Here is an 18,482-nt window from a genome sequence, read left to right as displayed (position 1 = left end):
AATGCAGTCCGCGTGTACCTGAAGACTCTAAGCCAGCCGTCAGACGAAATAAAGGTTTCATTGGGTACTTTCCATGCAACGACAATCTATCAGCTCAGATTTCATCCAGTGATTGAGAATATCTTTATCCTCTGATTAATCAGGGAAGAAATTTTCATAGAAATTTCATATAAATTAAACAATTAGCGCTATGGCAAAAAAAAAAGCCCCGACATAAGCCGGGGCATGATCCTATTCTGAAAATAATCAGGAAACGTCAGCTTCCGTGTTGGCCAGTGCAGGAAGTTCTGCGGCAAAACCGCGTAAACCCACCACATGTACATGTTCATTATTGCCAAATACTTTTCGCACCAGTTTATACGTCGTCCCTTTTTCCGGGCTGATGTTTTCTGGCGCAGCGATAATCAACTGCATTTCGAGACGGTCGCAAAGCTCGAACAGCGTGGCGATGGATTTCGCATCCAGACGCGCGGCTTCATCAAGGAACAGCAGACGACATGGCGAAATATCTTTGCCACGCATACGGCTCGACTCATCTTCCCAGCTCTGAACCACCATCACCAGAATCGACATACCGGTACCGATCGCTTCACCGGTCGACAGCGCGCCACTTTCCGCACGCAGCCAGCCGTCTGAACCACGGTTAACTTCCACTTCCATTTCCAGGTAGTTGCGGTAATCCAGAAGTTCTTCGCCGATGGTTTGTGGCGTACGCTGACCCATATCAATCTGCGGATTCAGACGCTGATACAGTTTGGCCAGCGCTTCCGAGAAGGTCAGACGATTACTGCTGAACAGATCCTGATGCTGTTCCTGCTGTTCAGAAAGAACATCCAGCAGTCCCGCATGTGCTTCACGCACGTTCACGTTCAGACGCACACTTTTTACCTGACCAAACGCCACGGCCTGCAGCCCCTGGTTGAGCTGACGGATACGGTTCTGCTCGCGCTGAATGGTTTTGCGGATGATGTTCGCCACACTTTTAGAACTGATGGCCAGTTGCTGTTCGCGGGCGGTCAGTTCTTCAGTCAGACGTCCCAGCTCGATTTCCATCTGTTCGATGGCTTCGACCGGATCGTCGGTGCGGATAATATCCTGACGAATACGTTCACGCAGATGCTGATACACGGCAATGTAGAACTGGATTTTGCGTTCCGGACGTTTCGGATCTTCTGAAAGACGCAGCACATCGCGCAGATGTTCGTTATCAGACACCGCCAGACGTAGCGCACCCAATGCTTTATCCGACATCGAACGCAGTTCGTCGCCATCCATGTAAGCCAGCTCACGACGGTGAAGACGACGCTCAACGCCGTTATCTTTTACCAGACGCATGACCGCACACCAGCCCGCTTTCGAGGACACGACCTGCTCACGGCTCTGGTGATAATCGCGCTCCAGTTTGCGCAGTTTTTTCTGCAGATTGTCCATTTCTGCTTCGCAGAAGGTGATCTGTTTTTCCAGCTGGTTGCAACGGGCACGGTTAGTGCTCAATGCAGTATGCAGCTCATCACGACGGGTTTTGGCTCGCGCTTCGGCATTCGGATCCGCCTGAACGCCGATATCCTGCAATTCCTGGCTCAGCTCTTTGAGCATATCGCGTTTGGCATCGAACGAACTTTTCAGCGAGGCCAGAACCTGACTGTACTGAGTCAGCTGAGTCTGATGCTGACGCATCTGCTCGCGGGCACGCGTACGTTCCGCTTCCGCATGTTCCAGACGCTGACGTAGTTTGTCGTTCAGGTCGCTGTTTTCGTTCAGCATGCCGGCAGAATCGGTATAGCTGAAGTGCGCACGACGCTGAACGACTTCGGTCAGCGCAAAGGCCTGCTGCTTCGCCAGACGCTGTGAATGCTGCGCCTGTGCGTAATCTTCTTTCAGTTGCTCATGCTGTTCCGGGTCACTTTGCAGCACTGACACCAGCGGTTCCAGCTTAGCCAGCGAAACACCGTGTTGCTGAATGAAACGGGCAGCATCCTGCGCCTCTTCCATTTCTTCGCGGATTTCTTCCACACGGTCGATCAGCGTTTCATCGCACAGTAAGCCAACGCGCGGCTGCAATTTATTTAGCATACCGATAGCGTCTTTCGCCTGCTCGTATTGCTGACGCTGTTGCTGATTCTGGCCTTCATGTGCATTGATGGCACGTTCCAGTTCGCCACGACGTCCGCTCAGGGTGCGGATTTCTGCTTCCGGATCGGCATCAAACGCAACGGCCAGATGGCTGCCGATGAAACGGCTGAATGCCTGATGCGCACGCTGGATTTTCTGCACGTCAAACGACAAGGTCGCATAACGCTCAGAAAGATTTTCGCGTTCTTTATGCAGAGTTTCGAGACGGTTTTCACGCGCCGCACGACCAAACAACGGTACCTGCGGGAAATGAGAATAACGCCACTGGCGGTCACCGGTTTTCACCAGCACCGCGCCCTGCATTTCTTCCACTTCAAACACGTTGTCATCAAATGACTGCGGATCCCCTTCAATCAGGTAGAGATCTTCAGGACAATCGTCCAGACCGTCCAGCTGATCGCGGATCAGAGACAAATCAGGCACGACAATCGCGTGGCGTGACGGACCATACAACGCGGAGAAGTAAGGCGCATCATCGATGGTAACGTCATCATAAATTTCAGATAACAGTACGCCACCAAAGCGTTCTGCCAGCGCGATCATGCGGGAATCTTCTGCACCGCTTGGCTGACTGAGGCGCGTTATCTGGCCTTCAATGCGACGTTTGCGGGCAGCGACTTCGTCACGCTCAACCGTGGTTTCGCGTTCCGTTTCCAGCAACTGCTGCATGTATTCGGTCACCTGCTGGCTGCTTTCCAGCGGTTCTTTACTTTGTTCACTCAGCTGGCTGAGGGCTTCCTGTGCGGCCAGCCAGACCGGGGCACGGGCGGTCAGCTCGCGAATACGCGACTGAACCTGCTCGAGTTCCTGACGCATTTGCATACGACGTTCACCGGCCTGCGAGACAACGCCCTGCAATTCTTCGATCTGTACTTCCAGCTCACGCTGCATTTCGTCCAGATCTTCCGGATGCACATCCTGACCGGTGCGTTTACAGAATTCCTGCAACTGACGCTCAGCATCCTGCTGTTCACGCAGACGGCCTTCCAGCTCGGACAAACGCATCCGCAGCGGTTCTACGCGTTCCGCCTGATGCTGCTGTGAAGACCAGTCGCGCAGCAATTCACGCGCGGTCTGCCAGGCTTCGCTGCGGCTCACTTCACCGGCGATTTTCACCACCAGCTGATAGGCATTTTCGAACTGATTATGGGCGGCAGACGCCACACTCATTTTCTGTTCCAGCATCAGCAGGATTTCAGTAGCTTCCTGCTCTTTAGTCTGGAATGTTTCCAGCCATTCTTCACTGTTCTGAATACTCAGATCAGGGATCTGACAAAGGTCGCGCGCACGCTCAATAGCCTGTAGGGCTTGCTGATATTGGATCGCACGGGTTTGCTGAACGTCCAGCGCCTGCTGGTAATCGGCCAGCTGACTTTTCAGTTCGTCCACTTCCAGCTCAGCCGCTTCCGCACGTGCTTCGTGCTCTGCGTGCAGTTCGCTGGCTTCTGCGACGACTTCGTTCTGCTCTTCGAGACGGTACGTCAGCTCTTCGAGGTCACTTTCGTAACGCTCGATTTTTTCCTGCTGACGCATTGCGGTCTGAACCAGACTCAGATGATCGCTCGCAGCCTGATAATCGGTTTCCAGATCGCTCTGCGAACCGCTCTGCTCAGCCAGCTCACGCGCCATTTCAACATGACGATATTGCTCACTGGAAAGCTGTTTGCGGCTGGTCAGCAAATCATTACGCAGCACCAGCGCACCATCGAGATGAATGCGGCGTTCATTGGCATGACGCATATAGTCGGCGGCCACGTACGACGTTGCTTCCGAAATCAGATGCTTAAACAGGTCGCGGTCAGATTGCGTAACGCGGATCGCTTCCAGCGTCATGCGGTTTTCACGCAGCGCGGCTTCCATATCCTGGAAGGCTTTACGCACACCGCTGTTTTCCGGCAACAGGTAGTCGCGCAGGGAGCGGGTGATGGCGCTGGAGATACCGCCGTAAAGTGATGCTTCGATCAGGCGATAGAATTTACTGCGATCAGACGCTGAACGCAGACGACGCGGGATCACACCCAGATCGAACATCAGCGCATGGTAATCGGTAATCGAGTTGAACTGCTTGAACTGCACGCCTTCCATTGCTTCAACGCGCTCTTTCAGTTCATGCAAAGGCAACACGCGCGCCTGACGTTCGCCAACGGTTTCCGTCAGCATTTCTGTCGGGTTCACCGCAACCGGCAAGCCCTGAATGGTGAAAGGTTTGATATCGACTTTACGGTCACGCCCCGCAACCTGCTGCAGACGAACACCCACGACAATGCGCTGATGACGGGAGTTCACCACATCCAGAACGGAGTAACAGACACCGGCGCGTAATTTACCGTGCAGACCTTTATCACGTGAGCCGGAAGTTGCCCCCGCTTCGGTGGTATTACGAAAATGCAGCAACGTCAGATCGGGGATCAGCGCCGTGACAAAAGCGGCCATGGTGGTGGATTTACCCGCACCGTTACCACCGGAAAGCGTGGTGACCAGTGAATCGAGGTCAAATGTCCGGGCGAAAAAACCGTTCCAGTTAACCAGCGTCAGTGAGCGAAATTTACCGCGTTCAATCATTCCTGTTCATCCTCTGCGCTTTCATGCCCTTGCTGCCCTGCCAGCGGTTCGCCGTCTTCATTTTCGTCGTTCAAGGACAACGCGCTGTCGACTGGCATCGCTTCGCCGTCGCGGATCATCCGCAACTGAGCTTCGCGCGCGTCATCGCCGCTGCGGACATCCGCACCAAAGCGAAATACTGCTTCTGTAATACGGAATTTAGTGCTGTCGACGCCCATGAAATACACCATGCCCAGACGGCGCAGGCGGTTCAGTGAAGTGCGGACTTTATCCTGCAACTTCTGGCGATCCAGGTCAGAGCCGGTAGAGCGCTGGTTGACGTATTTCAGCAATTTGCTTTCGTCGGCCAGACTCAGTAATTCATCATAAAGTTCCTGCTGGGTAAAAATCCCCTCATGCGCCAGACGTTCCGGGCTGAGATACAAATAGCAGAGAATTTTTCCGACCATCATGTCCAGCTCAGAGAGCACGGAACGCGGGATAAGCGTGGTGGAGCGCGGACGAAGATAGAAGAAACCTTCCGGGGCCCGTATTAATTCCACGCTGTAGCGGCTGTAAAACAGTTCCATTTCTTCCTGATAGTCCATCAGGAAAGCGTGGTTATCCAGTTCGTCAATGCCAATATGACGGCCAGAACGCAGCTGGCTGTCGAGAGCAGGAAACACTGAATTTGCCAGTGCCTGCGCCAGCTTAGCTGGCATTATGTGTTCAATATTTGTCGATGACATGGGCCTGCACCTTGGCTCCGTAATCATTGATTGCCTGCCATTCGGCATGCAACCCTGAAAAATCTGCTTCAGCCACACCAAGGCGTACCGCCTGGTCGACCACAATTCGCGCGACATCAAAGTGTCGGGCACGCGGATACTGCTTGAGGTATTCGCGCATTACCATGCCCAGATTGAGCGGCGTTTTTTGTTGCTGATAAACCTGTAATGCCTGTTCAATCAATGCCGCAAGTTGTTCGCGGATTTCGTTAAATTCTTCAAACTCGAGATCTGGCGGAAGTTCACCGGTCACTTCTTCGCTGCGCAGTGCCAGCTCTTCGTCACGCATATCCAGCAGACGATCGGCATTGGCAAAGGTGAGCGTCCACGGCTGGTCAAAGTAGTTTTGCACCGACTGACGCAGACGTTGAGCAAATACCCGGTTCTTATCCATGTCGATCGCAGTACGGATAAATTTATGCACATGGCGGTCATAACCAATCCACAGGTCAATGGCCTGCTGACCCCAGCTGGTAATACGATCGAGTTTGTTCTGTAAGTCGAACACCAGTTTATCGACGAAACTCAAATCGAGTTCGACCATGGTGGCGTCCTGAATGCGCATCAGATGCGCCTGCAACAGGTTACCGGCAGCTTCAAGCGTATCCTGTAGTTCACGCAGCGTGCCTGAGGTTTCTGACAGAAGGATTTCACAGCTGGAAATGGCCGCGCGCCAGTCTTTATTCAGCAGTGCAGCAATATCGTCTTTTACGCCCTGCTGCTGTTCGTCCATGATGCGCTGGGTCATGTCGATGCTGTCAAAAATCTCAGCAACGGAATATTTCAGCGGCGCGTAGACATTGCGATGCCAGTGGAAATCATCGCCGCCCTCTTCGGCCGCATCAGCAGCGCGTTTGAGTTCCTGCGCAACAATCGATAACTGCATAGACAACCGCAACGTGGAAAATTCACGCTGGCGGATGTAATAATCTGAAATGCCGATCGCCAGCGGTGTCAGGCGATAAATGGCATTGCCATCCGCCATTTCACTGACAAAACGGTTGAGCAAGCGCTGACGCACCATGTCATTGATGGCGTTATTGGCACGTACGGTAATGGTTTCGTTTGTCTGCTCAAATCCTTTACTGACATGACGAAACGCATCGACCAGTTCACCCTCACTCATTTCCCCGTCAAGGCGCTCGCTGTTTAACGTGGCAATCGCCAGAAGAAAAGCCAGCCGCTCCGTTGGCAGCGAAATTGAGAAATCATTTTTCCGTGCCCAGGCGACCAGTTCGGGTACAGTCTGGGAAAATTCACTCATAATTCGTCCTTCAGAATGGGTTTGTGCGCCATCACATGGATGTAGCGTCCCAAACTAACAAAAGGTTCCTGACGGCAATAACGCTGCTCCAGCGCCAAAAGCTCGTCAAAATCCTGCTTATGTTGTTGTCTGTTTCGCAAATAATCGTGGAACACTCTAACACCGGTCTTACCGCTTATCTGCACTCCCAGTTCTTCCAGCCACTGATAAACCTGCGCAGGTTCCAGCGGATGATCGGGTAACAGGGAGCTTTTTTTGATTTTTGGCACACCGGCTTCGACGTGACCAAAGTTGCCGAGGATCATATGCCGCATGACCAGACCGTGAATATTGTAAAACATCAGCGATAATGCGCCACCCGGTGCCAGACAATCGAGCAGCGCGGCCAGTGCCTGACGCGGTTCTGCCAGCCATTCAATGACCGCATGGAACAATATCAGATCAACCGGCTGTTCCAAATGTTCAGCGATGTGCTGAGCCGGACATTGTACAAATTGCATGTTCCCGCTCACACCTTTTTCCACCGCCGCGGCCTCGGCGCGTCGGATCATCTCACCGGAGAGATCGCACAACAAGACCTGATGTCCTAAAGCAGCAAGTTCACAGGCCATTTGCCCTTCACCGCCACCCGCATCAAGAATACGCAATGGTCGCTGAGGCAGCGTTTGTAGCAATTCTTGCAGATCCTGACCCAGCACAGCCTGACGGATACGTCCCTTAGTTGTGCCGTAGATATTGCGCGAAAACTTTTCCGCCATATCGTCGAAGTTACGATCCTGCATGAAGAGATACCTGTTCCTGATGGTGCATTCTGTTAAAGGGTTTATCAGCGCGGCCTGCTATTTTGGCACAGGCTGGCATAGAATAAATCATCCTGACGCGGATTCATGCCCGGATGTCGTTTTTTCACCCAAAAGGACCGGTTTCTGATGTTATTTATCCTAAAAAAAACCTTCGGTGGCCTGTTATTACCGCTGCCCTTTATTCTGGTCATCATGGCGGTTGCACTGGTTTTGTTGTGGGTGACCCGCTGGCAAAAAACCGGGAAAGTGTTTTTTTTACTGAGTTGGCTGCTTTTACTGCTGCTGAGTATACAGCCGGTCGCGGACAGTCTTCTGCGCCCGATTGAAACTGGGTATCCGACTTATCAGGTCACGGGGCATACGCCGGTTAAATTTGTGGTGGTTCTGGGTGGCGGTTATACCTATAACCCGGACTGGGCACCGAGTTCTAATCTCATCAGCAACAGTCTGCCACGTGTGACGGAAGGTATCCGTATTTACCGCGCAAATCCGGGATCAAAAATGATTTTTACCGGTGCGCAGGCGATGACAAATCTGGTCAGCAGTGCCGCCGTAGCCGGAAAAGTAGCGCAAAGTTTAGGAGTGCCTGATAGCGATATTATCCTGCTCGATAAACCCAGAGATACGCATCAGGAAGCACAGGAAGTGAAAGCACTGATAGCTGACCAGCCTTTCGTGCTGGTGACGTCAGCAAATCATTTGCCTCGGGCGATGGTGTTTTTCCGGCAGCAGGGATTGCATCCGATCCCCGCACCGGCGAATCAGCTGGCGATCGATTCCCCGCTTAATCCGTGGGAGCGTGCGCTGCCACAGGCCTTGTTCTTATCGCACAGCGAGCGGGCGTGGTATGAAACGTTGGGGCGCTTATGGCAATGGATGACATCACCCGCGCCCGTAACGAAATAGTTAAGTCAGCTCAGTTAAGCCACGGCAGCAGTTGTTGCCGTGCAAAATCGAACTGGCGGCGATCAAGTTTGCCGGTGTGGATCATGTGCGCAACAGACTCCCACACCAGATACATCCAGCGGCGGGCAAGGAAGCTTTCAGAAACCGGCGCTTTTTGCAGATAGCCGAACAGCAACTGCTCGCTCATCCCTTTTTCCCACAAGCGGAACAAATCAAACTCACGTGGTGCCCACAGCACTGGTCCGGGATTGATCATCGCCAGCAACTGATCGCTGCGCGGGTCTTTTAGCATACTGCGTAACGACAGATTGCCGTGAACCAGCACCGGTGTGTCGTCAAAATCTTCAAACAGCGCGGGGATACAGGCACGGGAACGAAACAGCAGCGTGCGGTCTTCCGGCGTCAGATCAGGTGCCTGTAAATTCGTTAATGTTGCCCACAGCACTTCTATTCTTTGCGGATACCAGTTTTCCCACCGATTTTCCTGTGTACTGTCGACAGAACCCACGCAGCCGTGACTGTCGATACGGTGCCAGGCCAGCATCGCTTCGACAATTTGCTCCTGCAATATTGTCCAGCGTTCCGGCGTACGCGTCGGGGCTTCTGCGGAAACGCCGCGCAGGCGCTCAATGAGCAGGATTTCCTGATAAGGTTTCTGGTGCGTAGTGACCATGCCGTAGACCGTTGGAACCCGTACAACACCTTCTCTCGCCAGCATCGACAATTTATAGGCTTCCTGTCCGGCGATCCCCTGACAAATAAAACTTTTCGCCAGCAAAGGCATGGCGTAACCCTGCTCATCATAAAGGGAGAAAAGATGGGCATAAGGCTGCTCACTCACACATTCCAGTCGGGACAAACGCTCCCCCAACACGATGCTCAATTCGGCTTTTAGCTGTTCCATAACATGTTCGCAGTGACGAAAAAGTTAATGTTTATGATGAAAGCTTCAGTGACGGATTACCCCGTTTCAGATCAAACAAAAACCGGATAATGAGGGCAGAAAAAGGAAGATGTCGCGCAAAACGCAGGGAAAGGTGGAAATGTAGAAACGGAATGCCGGGACATTCCGTCTTATTATTGTTGGCGCGTGGGTTTTATTTATGACCCAGGATTGCGCGCACGCGTTCTAAATCTTCTGCCGTGTCCACACCCACCGACGGAATGGCTTTCGCCACATCAACGTGGATTTTTTCACCGTACCACAGTACCCGCAGCTGTTCGAGCAGTTCGATATGCTCAAGCTGGCTCGGTTCCCATTTTACATACTGGCGGATAAACCCTGCGCGGTAAGCATAAATGCCAATGTGGCGAAGGAAAGTATCCCCGACAGTTTCCTTAGAAACGGCAAAACGCTCACGTTCCCACGGAATGGTTGCACGTGAGAAATACAGCGCATAACCGCGTGCATCGCGAACGACTTTCACAGCATTCGGGTTGAACGCCTCTTCCGCGGTTTCGATAGGCACGGCCAGCGTCGCCATACCGGCTTCACTTTTCGCCAGATTATCGGCCACCTGACGAATGATCACCGGCGGGATCAGGGGCTCGTCACCCTGCACGTTGACGATGATTTCATCATCAGCAAACTGGCATAACTCAATCACTTCAGCCAGACGTTCAGTACCGGACTCATGGTCAGGACGGGTCAGGCAGACTTCGCCACCTGCCGCTTCGACGGCTTTCGCTACATCGGGGTGATCGGTCGCAACAATCACTCTTTTCGCCCCGGACTCGAGGGCGCGCTCCATCACATGCACAACCATCGGTTTACCATTGATATCCGCCAGCGGCTTACCTGGCAAACGGCTTGACCCAAAACGGGCCGGAATAATGGCAATAAAACTCATGGATGCGTCTCATCAACAGAAAGCGGACGGGCTTCATTTTCTAATAATACAGGGATACCGTCACGGACCGGATAAGCCAGACTGTCTGCCTTACATACCAGTTCCTGTGATTCTTTATTAAAGTAGAGCTTGCCGTTGCAGACAGGGCACGCAACGATTTCAAGTAAACGATGATCCATAAGTTCCTCCCGGAGGCGAATACACTGCATTTTCAGCCAGGTGTAACGCAAAAAACATTGGAATACATAAGACAGCGGTCCCAGAGGATAGCATAACCCCTGCTACCCGTTAATCCTCAGTTCGCCCGCAGGAATTTCTTAAAAGTTAATTCAATGTGAATGAAAAATTTCATCATGGAGCGATTGCGTTGCAGATCTAGTGGGAGTACAATTTTTTTGTGATGCAAGTCACACTATCAACCCCACAATAAGAGCTCGTAAATGAAAACCATTAACAAAATCATCGCAATGTTCGCTAACTTCAGTCAATAAGACTGTAGTAACACCTGCAATCATCGTGAAATAACGGCTGCCTGACGCAGCCGTTTCATTTTGCGGGATGACTTTTATGCGAGTTAAACCTGCCAGTCAGTACCCCAAAGCGCCATCAGTGTCTCCGGCACATTTCCAGTCAACACGCTTTCCGCTCCCTGCCACTGCGCAAACCGCGTAATTGCACCGTGAACATCCTGCGCACGCCGGGCTGTCATTGTGATCTGCGGTTCAAGATGCAGACTTTTCACTTCCAGAATTTTTTCTTTACGATGCATCTTGGCATCCACACGCCCAATCAGTTCACCTCGCTGTAATATTGGTAGCGTGAAATAGCCATACTGACGTTTTGCCTCCGGCGTATAGCACTCAATCCGGTATTCAAAATTAAACAGCACCGATGCACGTTTGCGATCCCACACCACCGGATCAAATGGTGAAAGCAGTGTAGTGACGGTTGAGCAAATTCGTGATTCTTTCGCTTGCTGTAACAAAGAAAACTGTTGCTGATGAACGTAAAAAATACCCTCAAGTCCTGTCACTTCGACGGGTGTGATTTCCTTATCAGCCAGCAGTTGTGCAATAACAGCTTTGGTATTCACACGCTTAAGACGGTAGTAGTCCGCCAGCCATTCCGGTTTGAAGATGCCGAGATATTGCGCCGAGCGACGCAGCATCTGATATTCCGCTACGCCGTGATCAAGGGTCTGGCTGGCATCATCCCAGTCAGGCATTACGCGTTCGGCCAGGTCGTAAACCCGGTGGAAGTTACGCCGTTCAGATACCATCAGTTTTCCCGAGGTGAACAACGTTTCCAGATGCTTTTTGTGAGGCTTCCAGTCCCACCAGCCACTGGCTGATTTTTTATCTGCGGTGAAATCTGCCGAGCGTACGGGACCGTTTTCAGCAATATGTCCCAGCAAAGCCTGTATATCTGACTGATGTTCATCAAACCAGGCCTGAGAAAACTTCCAGCCCATTCCCTGCGGATTCAGCATACGGTGACGTAATAATCCGTAATCTTCGCTGGGAATAAAACAGGCTTCATGCGCCCAATATTCAAAGATTTTTCCGCCGGAAAGCGCTTCTTCCAGCCATTGCGGAGAATAGTGACCTAAGCGACTGAAGAGAACCAAATAAGGGCTACGTGCCACCACGCTGATAGTGTCGATTTGCAGCAATCCCATATCACGGATGGCCTGCACAACATCAGCAGCAGACGGTTTTCGGGTAAAGGGTTTTAAGAGATTTTGCGCAGATAAATGCAGGGTGCGGGCTGAAGCGAGAGATATAACCGGGTGAGACATATCGGTATCCAGGGCAGCAAGTAGACTGTGGATACCGATAGCATATTTTTACCGGAGCGTAAAATTCAGCTCAACGGGGAACAACAAAAACCAGACTCAGAACGCAATAACATCTGCCGCGGAAGGGCCATGTGCTACGCTGCGATAAGTGGTGAACTCGACCTTCTGGCCAGCGCTGAGGGATTTATTTCCGGTATTCGCGATGGAAGTACGCTGAACATAAATTTCAGAAGAACCATCAAGCGGACAAATAAAACCGTAGCCTTTAGCCTGGTTGTACCATTTAACTAAACCCATTTGTAACATCATAATTTCTATCCTTTATTTTGGGCATCCATGAACACACTTTTTTATTATTGTTCGGATGCGTTTGCCCATTTCTAAGTTATTTTTTTATAAAAAACCTCTAATGAGCGAATTATTTAACGATTATTTTTACTGTTATATTTTTTTGTTAGGTATTGAAACCTAACTGACTTCTTCGCACTAAAAACCCGCCACGGGGCGGGCTTTATTCTGCTGATATAAATCACGATTCACGTTGTTTTATATCACCACGCCAGCCTCTTATCAGAGCGCAATAACGTTGGCAGCAGCCGGACCGCGCGGGCTGTCCTGAATGGTGTATTCTACACGCTGGCCTTCAGCCAGAGTTTTGAAACCATCAGTTGCGATTGCAGAAAAATGTACGAATACATCTTTGCCGCCATCAGCTTGCTCAATAAAACCAAAACCTTTGCTTTCATTGAACCACTTAACCTGACCATTTTTCTTAGACATATTTAAAACCTTTTTACTAATATAAAATCCTGCCATTCGGCAATGTTGGCCAATAGTTCAGACAATTACTTATGGGGAGGACTTAGAAGGTTCGTCTTGGAAGCGGAATCATCGGGAAAGAGATAACGTCTGGGAGGAACTGCTTTACTCTACACTCATACATAAATAGCGCTGCAACACAGGCTGCATGCATTTACTCATAAGTGCTGCCTGATAGCAAGACATCTAACGTAATTATTTTCAGGAAAACAGTAATTTTAAATATAAACCTTTAAAATCAGTTGCCTTGAGATTATATATTTACGTGAATTTTAAATCACAATGTGAATTTTAATGAAAAATCCGCTTTCAGCAAATGTTTTTCAGTATCAGATCGCTGATTTTTTGCAGTAATTTCTCGGCCAAAACTCCTTCAATCTTTGCGTCAACCGGCAGATACCACCAGTCGGGCTGAGCAAATGAGCGACATTTTACCGCGTCTTTTTCCGTCATCAGAAGAGCTTGCCCGGATTGTAAAACGCCTGAAAGCTTATCCAGCGTATAGGATTGATGATCAGAAAATGCGACTTCTTTTTGCACGTTCACGTTCAACTGTTTCAGCGTCGCAAAAAAACGTGGCGGATGCCCGATGCCAGCCATTGCAACAACATTCTGTAGTGAGGTCGGATCACGCTGCTCACCGGTCAGCAGATTGATAGCTTTTCCAGGCTGCAGGATCATCGCTAACTCACCTGAGTGTGCCGCGCCGCCGTTAGTTATCACAGCATCAACTGAGCGCAAACGTGAACGACGTTCCCGCATCGGTCCCGCCGGTAACCAGTGGCCGTTGCCGAAGCGCCTTATGCCATCAACCACTACAATTTCAACATCACGCGCAAGAGCATAATGTTGCAAACCATCGTCGGTAATAATCACGTCCAGTTCATTTGACGCAAGGAGTGCTTTTACTGCATCAGAGCGAATCGGAGACACCGCAACCGGTGCCCCCGTTCTCTGAAAAATCAGCACTGGCTCATCGCCCGCTTGTGCCGTTGAAGTTTCTTCACAAAGCAGCAGCGGATAGCTTTCCGCTTTTCCGCCATACCCGCGTGAAACAACGCCGACACGAAAACCATGCTGTTGTAGCGTTTCAACCAGCCAGATGACCACCGGCGTTTTGCCGTTCCCCCCGGCAGTCAGATTCCCGACCACCACGACGGGCACCGGAGCCCGCCAGCTTTTTTTCAGCCCCGCTTTATAGCTAAAACGGATCAGAGTTGAGATCAATCCGTAAAGCCAGGCCAGCGGAAGGAGTAACAAATATAACGGTGATTTCCCTGACCAGATGCGATCAATCATTGCCCGAATTGCATCCGGTAGAGTTGTGAGTAAACACCACGTTCTTCGAGAAGTTTCGCGTGTGAACCACGTTCCACGATACACCCATCCTCAATAACCAGGATTTCATCCGCTTTCTCGATAGTCGATAAACGGTGAGCGATAACCAGTGAGGTACGGTTTTTCTGCAATTCATCCAGCGCAGCCTGGATTGCGCGCTCAGACTCAGTATCCAGCGCAGAGGTTGCTTCATCGAGGATCAGAACTGGCGAATCACGTAACAAGGCACGTGCAATGGCAATACGCTGACGCTGACCGCCTGAAAGCAGAACGCCATTCTCGCCAATGACCGTGTCCAGCCCTTTGTCCATTTTACTGATAAAGTCCATCGCATACGCCATGGTGGCCGCTTTCTCGATTTCTTCGCGGGAATACATATCAGTTCGGGCGTAGGCGATATTGTTGGCAATGGTGTCGTTGAACAAATGGACGTTCTGGGAAACCAGTGCCACCTGGTCGCGCAATGACGACAGGGTATATTCACGCAAATCATGTCCATCCATCAGGATTTTACCTTCCTGAATGTCATAGAAGCGTGTCAGCAAATTCGCGATGGTCGATTTACCGGAACCGGAACGTCCTACCAGTGCAACGGTTTTACCTTCTGGCAGGCCGAAGGAAATATTACGCAGTGCGGGAATATCACGACCGGGATAAGTGAAAGTCACATTTTTAAATTCCACATTACCTTTAACGCGTTTAACTTCCAGTTTACCTTCGTCTTTTTCCTGTTCCATATCCAGAATGGAGAACAGAGTCTGGCAGGCAGCCATACCGCGCTGGAACTGAGAGTTGACGTTAGTCAGAGATTTCAGCGGACGCATCAGGGCAATCATGGAAGAGAACACGACAGTGATGGTACCTGCGCTGAGCGTTTCCATCACAGACGGGAAGCTCGCCGCATACAACACGAAGGCCAGAGCCAGAGAAGCGATCAGCTGAATAATCGGGTCGGAAATTGAAGAAGCAGAAACCATACGCATACCTTGCTGACGCATGCGGTTACTGACTTTATCAAAACGCGCGGTTTCAACTTTCTGACCACCGAAGATCAACACTTCTTTATGGCCTTTCAGCATTTGCTCGGCGCTGGTTGTTACCTGCCCCATCGTGTTTTGCATCGTCTTACTGATATTACGGAAGCGCTTAGACACCACACGAATAACAACAGAAACAATCGGCGCAATCACTAACAGGATCACCGACAGCTGCCAGCTGTAATAGAACATCATGATAAACAGACCAATGATCGACGCGCCTTCACGTACGACTGTCACCAACGCACTGGAGGAGGAGGACGCGACCTGTTCTGAATCATAGGTAATGCGCGAAAGCAAGGTACCGGTCGATTGCTGGTCAAAGAAAGCGACCGGCATTCTCATCATATGGCCGAACAGACGGCGGCGCATATGCATCACCACTTTGCCCGACACCCATGAAATGCAGTAGCTGGAAATGTAGCCACTGATGCCACGAACGACCATCAGGCCGATAACGACCAGTGGCATCCAGAGAAGAATTGAGCGGTCAGCTTTACCAAAACCGTCATCCAGCAGCGGCTTCAGCAAGGACAGCATGAAAGTATCACTGGCGGCGTTAGCGACCAGAGCAATAGCCGCAGCGATAAGCCCAGCTTTAAAAGGTGTGATCATCGGCCACAAACGGCGGAATGTCTGCCATGTGGAGAGATCTTTATCGTTCATCATGCAATATCAACCAGCATCGAAAGAAATAGCGGTCTATTCTACTCATTATCTACTGATACTCCAAACTGACGGTGATACCAACGTGGGATTAATTGCTCGCGTAAGCCTTTAATTGTCCAATAATCATCATAAATGAACAGGCTCAACTGGCCTGATTCAGACGTCGAATGCCAGTCATAGCGCGCTTTGTTGTATCTGCTAACAACTTTATGCGCAGGCAGATGCCATTTATTGAAACGGGAAGCAGAAGCGAGTGAAGTAACAGGTTTAACCGTTCTCAGGAAGGGCGGAGTCGACGATGTATTGCTTCCATGGTGGGGTACCTGTAGCACTGTCGCCTGTAAACCCTGACGCCATTTCATGATGAGAGCCTTTTCTGTTTCCGCTTCAATATCTCCCGTCAGTAGCAAACTAAATGCCCCTTCACTGACGCGAATGACGCAACTTTCGTTGTTTCCCGCATCAGCGACCTGCCGCTCAGGCCACAGCACGTTGAACATCAGCCCTTGCCAGCGCCATTGCTCACCAGCAATGCATTGCAAATGGCTCTGCCCCGATATTGAGTTTTCCCGAAGCCGGGCATCGGGATACCGGGTTTGTAATGACTCCAGCCCGCCACGGTGATCCATGTCGTTGTGACTGATAATTATCTGCTCAAGCTGAATATTTCGTCGGTTCAGGAACGGAATAATATTCTGCTCAGCAGCTGAACCCCCTTCCCATCTGTTACCGGTGTCATACAGAATCCCTTTTCCGTTTCTGCTGATGAGGACTGAAAGACCATGACCGACATCCAGCATATCGATCCGCCACCTTTCCGGCGGAAACCTGAGAAACCAGGTTACGGAAAGAGCAAGCAAAGAAAGCACAAGTGAAAAAGAGTGTTTAACAGGAATGAGGCGCCAGCAAATAATTATTAGCCACCCCAAAAAGCTTGACACCTGAAACGACTCACCAAGCGGAGTCCAGCCCGCAGCAAAAGGTTTTACCCCCCACATGGCCAGACTCAGCGATGAATCAGCGAGTTGCCAGACAATAATTTTCGCATTAATCAGCCAGCCCGCTGGCAGCAAATTTGTGAGTAAGGACAACAAAACTAAAGGCACGGTGATCAATGAAACAACCGGCACCGCCCACATATTAGCCAAAAAAGAATAAGCATTAACTCCCTGAAAAATAGCAATTTGTATCGGTAAAAGAAGAAGTGTCATGCCAGTCTGTAAGTGACCCCAGCGCAAGAATGACCAATACCAGGCATGCTGGAAACGTGCTGGAAGTGGCGCCCACTGGAACCAAAACACCAGCGAGGCCACGGCAAAACAGGATAACCAAAAGCTGTCTGACAGAAGATTCATGGGATCCAAAAGCAGTAGCAGAGCCACTCCCCACAGCCAAATCTGCCATGGATGACAACGGATGCGAAAAAAACGAAGTGTCAGCCACATTGATACCGCCAGAGCAGCTCGCATAGCCGGTGCATTCCCACCCGACAGCCAGGCATAGGTCAGCATAAATGCCCCACTCACTATTAACGGTAAGCGATAGTCAATCATTCTTACCGGCAGATAAAATTGCAGACCACGCGCCAGCCACCAGCCAAACAAGGCGGCAATACCAATATGCAGCCCTGATATAGCCACCAGATGCGCGATCCCGGTTCTCTGCAACAAAAGTTTTTCCGGTCCCTGAATCAGCCCTTTTTCCCCAAAAGCCAATGCCACTAACACTGGCGTATTTTCCAGCTGCGGCATCCCCTGCTGTACCCGCTTGATAAATTGCTGACGAAAGGTGCTGTTATTATCAAGCAACACTGCACTGCGGATTGTCGCGGTCATAGGAGCATGCTGAGAAAGGGCCCAACGTTGTGCGTCAAAACCGCCTTCGTTGAGCAGGCTATGAACAGGACGCAAGCTGACCTTCAGCTGCCAGCGCTGACCGGCCTGCAGACTTTCCCCTCCCTCACGCCACTTTGTCCTGACCATAAGAGGTGGGAAGATTCTCTGGCCTTCGAATTTTTCAATTTTGAAATACTGAGATAGTTCACTGGCATTCCCAAGATTGATAGTTTGCAGAGTTGCTGTCACGTTTCTGGACGCTCCCTGAAATGTATTTATCTGCTGTATCAGGATCCCTCCCTGAAAAGCCCCCCAGCTAAAACTGAGCAATGCGAGCGCAGATATCCTTAATACTTTTTGCTTTCCCCCGGCTAAATACCAGGCGAGACCACATAAAGCCGTAAGAACACCCGCAGAAGGTATTTGTGGGAGAAATATCAGTGGCAACATGCCGGTTATGACGGCTGCCGCTGCCTCATCCGTTGAGATTTTTATTTTTTACGCCCTTCCGTTTAACCACCAATACCTTCGGTAGCTTTCCGTACCGGAGTATGATTTTCAGGCGAATGATGAACAAGCAGAAGACAGAATCAATGCGGGACATTACGCAAAATATCGAAGGGAGACGGGTTATGAAGGGTTAATTATCAGTAATTAAAGCAAAAAAAACGGCACCCCGAAGGGTACCGTTTACGTTCGCT

General features: G+C 50.7%; 14 protein-coding genes. 1 reads left to right on the top strand and 13 read right to left on the bottom strand.

Features of this window, described 5'->3' with window-relative positions; translation table 11 throughout:
- Positions 1-246: 246 nt before the first annotated feature.
- Genes mukB through cmoM form a run of 4 tightly spaced genes read right to left on the bottom strand, consistent with a single transcriptional unit; the run spans position 247 to position 7,508 of the window.
- Positions 247-4,695 carry a chromosome partition protein MukB gene (gene mukB / locus UC15_RS04730; RefSeq protein WP_112287360.1) on the bottom strand — a complete coding sequence of 1,483 codons (4,449 nt, stop codon included), beginning with the start codon at positions 4,693-4,695 and terminating at the stop codon, positions 247-249.
- A complete protein-coding gene (gene mukE / locus UC15_RS04725; protein ID WP_112287359.1) occupies positions 4,692-5,423 on the bottom strand; it encodes a chromosome partition protein MukE in 732 nt (243 codons plus the stop codon). The genes mukB and mukE overlap by 4 nt, the downstream gene beginning before the upstream one ends.
- Entirely contained in the window at positions 5,404-6,726 is a 1,323-nt protein-coding gene (gene mukF, locus UC15_RS04720) for a chromosome partition protein MukF (RefSeq protein ID WP_112287358.1), read from the bottom strand. The genes mukE and mukF overlap by 20 nt, the downstream gene beginning before the upstream one ends.
- Entirely contained in the window at positions 6,723-7,508 is a 786-nt protein-coding gene (gene cmoM, locus UC15_RS04715) for a tRNA uridine 5-oxyacetic acid(34) methyltransferase CmoM (protein WP_112287357.1), read from the bottom strand. Before cmoM ends, mukF begins: the two co-directional genes overlap by 4 nt.
- 147 nt (positions 7,509-7,655) lie before the next feature.
- Between cmoM and elyC the strand changes: the two genes are divergently transcribed.
- Positions 7,656-8,435: an envelope biogenesis factor ElyC gene (elyC, locus tag UC15_RS04710; RefSeq protein WP_112287356.1), complete on the top strand. Its 780-nt coding sequence runs from the start codon at positions 7,656-7,658 to the stop codon at positions 8,433-8,435.
- A gap of 10 nt (positions 8,436-8,445) precedes the next feature.
- Here the strand turns inward: elyC and UC15_RS04705 are convergent, their stop codons facing one another.
- The 9 genes from UC15_RS04705 to UC15_RS04665 all read right to left on the bottom strand — a co-directional run bounded on the left by UC15_RS04705 (position 8,446) and on the right by UC15_RS04665 (position 18,231).
- Positions 8,446-9,339 carry a YcbJ family phosphotransferase gene (locus UC15_RS04705; RefSeq protein WP_112287355.1) on the bottom strand — a complete coding sequence of 298 codons (894 nt, stop codon included), beginning with the start codon at positions 9,337-9,339 and terminating at the stop codon, positions 8,446-8,448.
- Positions 9,340-9,532: 193 nt separating this feature from the next.
- Positions 9,533-10,285: a 3-deoxy-manno-octulosonate cytidylyltransferase gene (kdsB, locus tag UC15_RS04700; RefSeq protein WP_112287354.1), complete on the bottom strand. Its 753-nt coding sequence runs from the start codon at positions 10,283-10,285 to the stop codon at positions 9,533-9,535.
- Positions 10,282-10,464, bottom strand: coding sequence for a Trm112 family protein (locus UC15_RS04695; protein ID WP_056771818.1), 183 nt, complete (start codon positions 10,462-10,464; stop codon positions 10,282-10,284). Before UC15_RS04695 ends, kdsB begins: the two co-directional genes overlap by 4 nt.
- 395 nt (positions 10,465-10,859) lie before the next feature.
- Positions 10,860-12,083: a winged helix-turn-helix domain-containing protein gene (locus UC15_RS04690; protein ID WP_112287353.1), complete on the bottom strand. Its 1,224-nt coding sequence runs from the start codon at positions 12,081-12,083 to the stop codon at positions 10,860-10,862.
- A gap of 96 nt (positions 12,084-12,179) precedes the next feature.
- On the bottom strand, positions 12,180-12,392 hold the full coding sequence (locus tag UC15_RS04685; protein ID WP_112287352.1) for a cold-shock protein: 213 nt from the start codon (positions 12,390-12,392) through the stop codon (positions 12,180-12,182).
- 261 nt (positions 12,393-12,653) lie between these two features.
- On the bottom strand, positions 12,654-12,863 hold the full coding sequence (locus UC15_RS04680; RefSeq protein ID WP_013574839.1) for a cold shock domain-containing protein: 210 nt from the start codon (positions 12,861-12,863) through the stop codon (positions 12,654-12,656).
- Positions 12,864-13,211: 348 nt separating this feature from the next.
- Positions 13,212-14,201 (bottom strand): tetraacyldisaccharide 4'-kinase, encoded by a 990-nt coding sequence (gene lpxK, locus UC15_RS04675; protein WP_112287351.1) that lies wholly within the window; start codon positions 14,199-14,201, stop codon positions 13,212-13,214.
- The gene (gene msbA, locus UC15_RS04670; protein WP_112287350.1) at positions 14,198-15,946 is read right to left on the bottom strand and encodes a lipid A ABC transporter ATP-binding protein/permease MsbA; all 1,749 of its coding nucleotides are present in this window, start codon (positions 15,944-15,946) and stop codon (positions 14,198-14,200) included. The genes lpxK and msbA overlap by 4 nt, the downstream gene beginning before the upstream one ends.
- A gap of 38 nt (positions 15,947-15,984) precedes the next feature.
- The gene (locus UC15_RS04665) at positions 15,985-18,231 is read right to left on the bottom strand and encodes a DNA internalization-related competence protein ComEC/Rec2 (RefSeq protein WP_112287349.1); all 2,247 of its coding nucleotides are present in this window, start codon (positions 18,229-18,231) and stop codon (positions 15,985-15,987) included.
- Positions 18,232-18,482: the final 251 nt, after the last annotated feature.

The sequence above is a fragment of the Rahnella sp. AN3-3W3 genome (genome assembly GCF_003263545.1).
In the GTDB taxonomy this organism is placed as follows: Bacteria; Pseudomonadota; Gammaproteobacteria; order Enterobacterales; family Enterobacteriaceae; genus Rahnella; species Rahnella variigena.
Note: the sequence above shows the minus strand (reverse complement) of the source record. Positions and strands in the feature narration are given on the sequence as shown.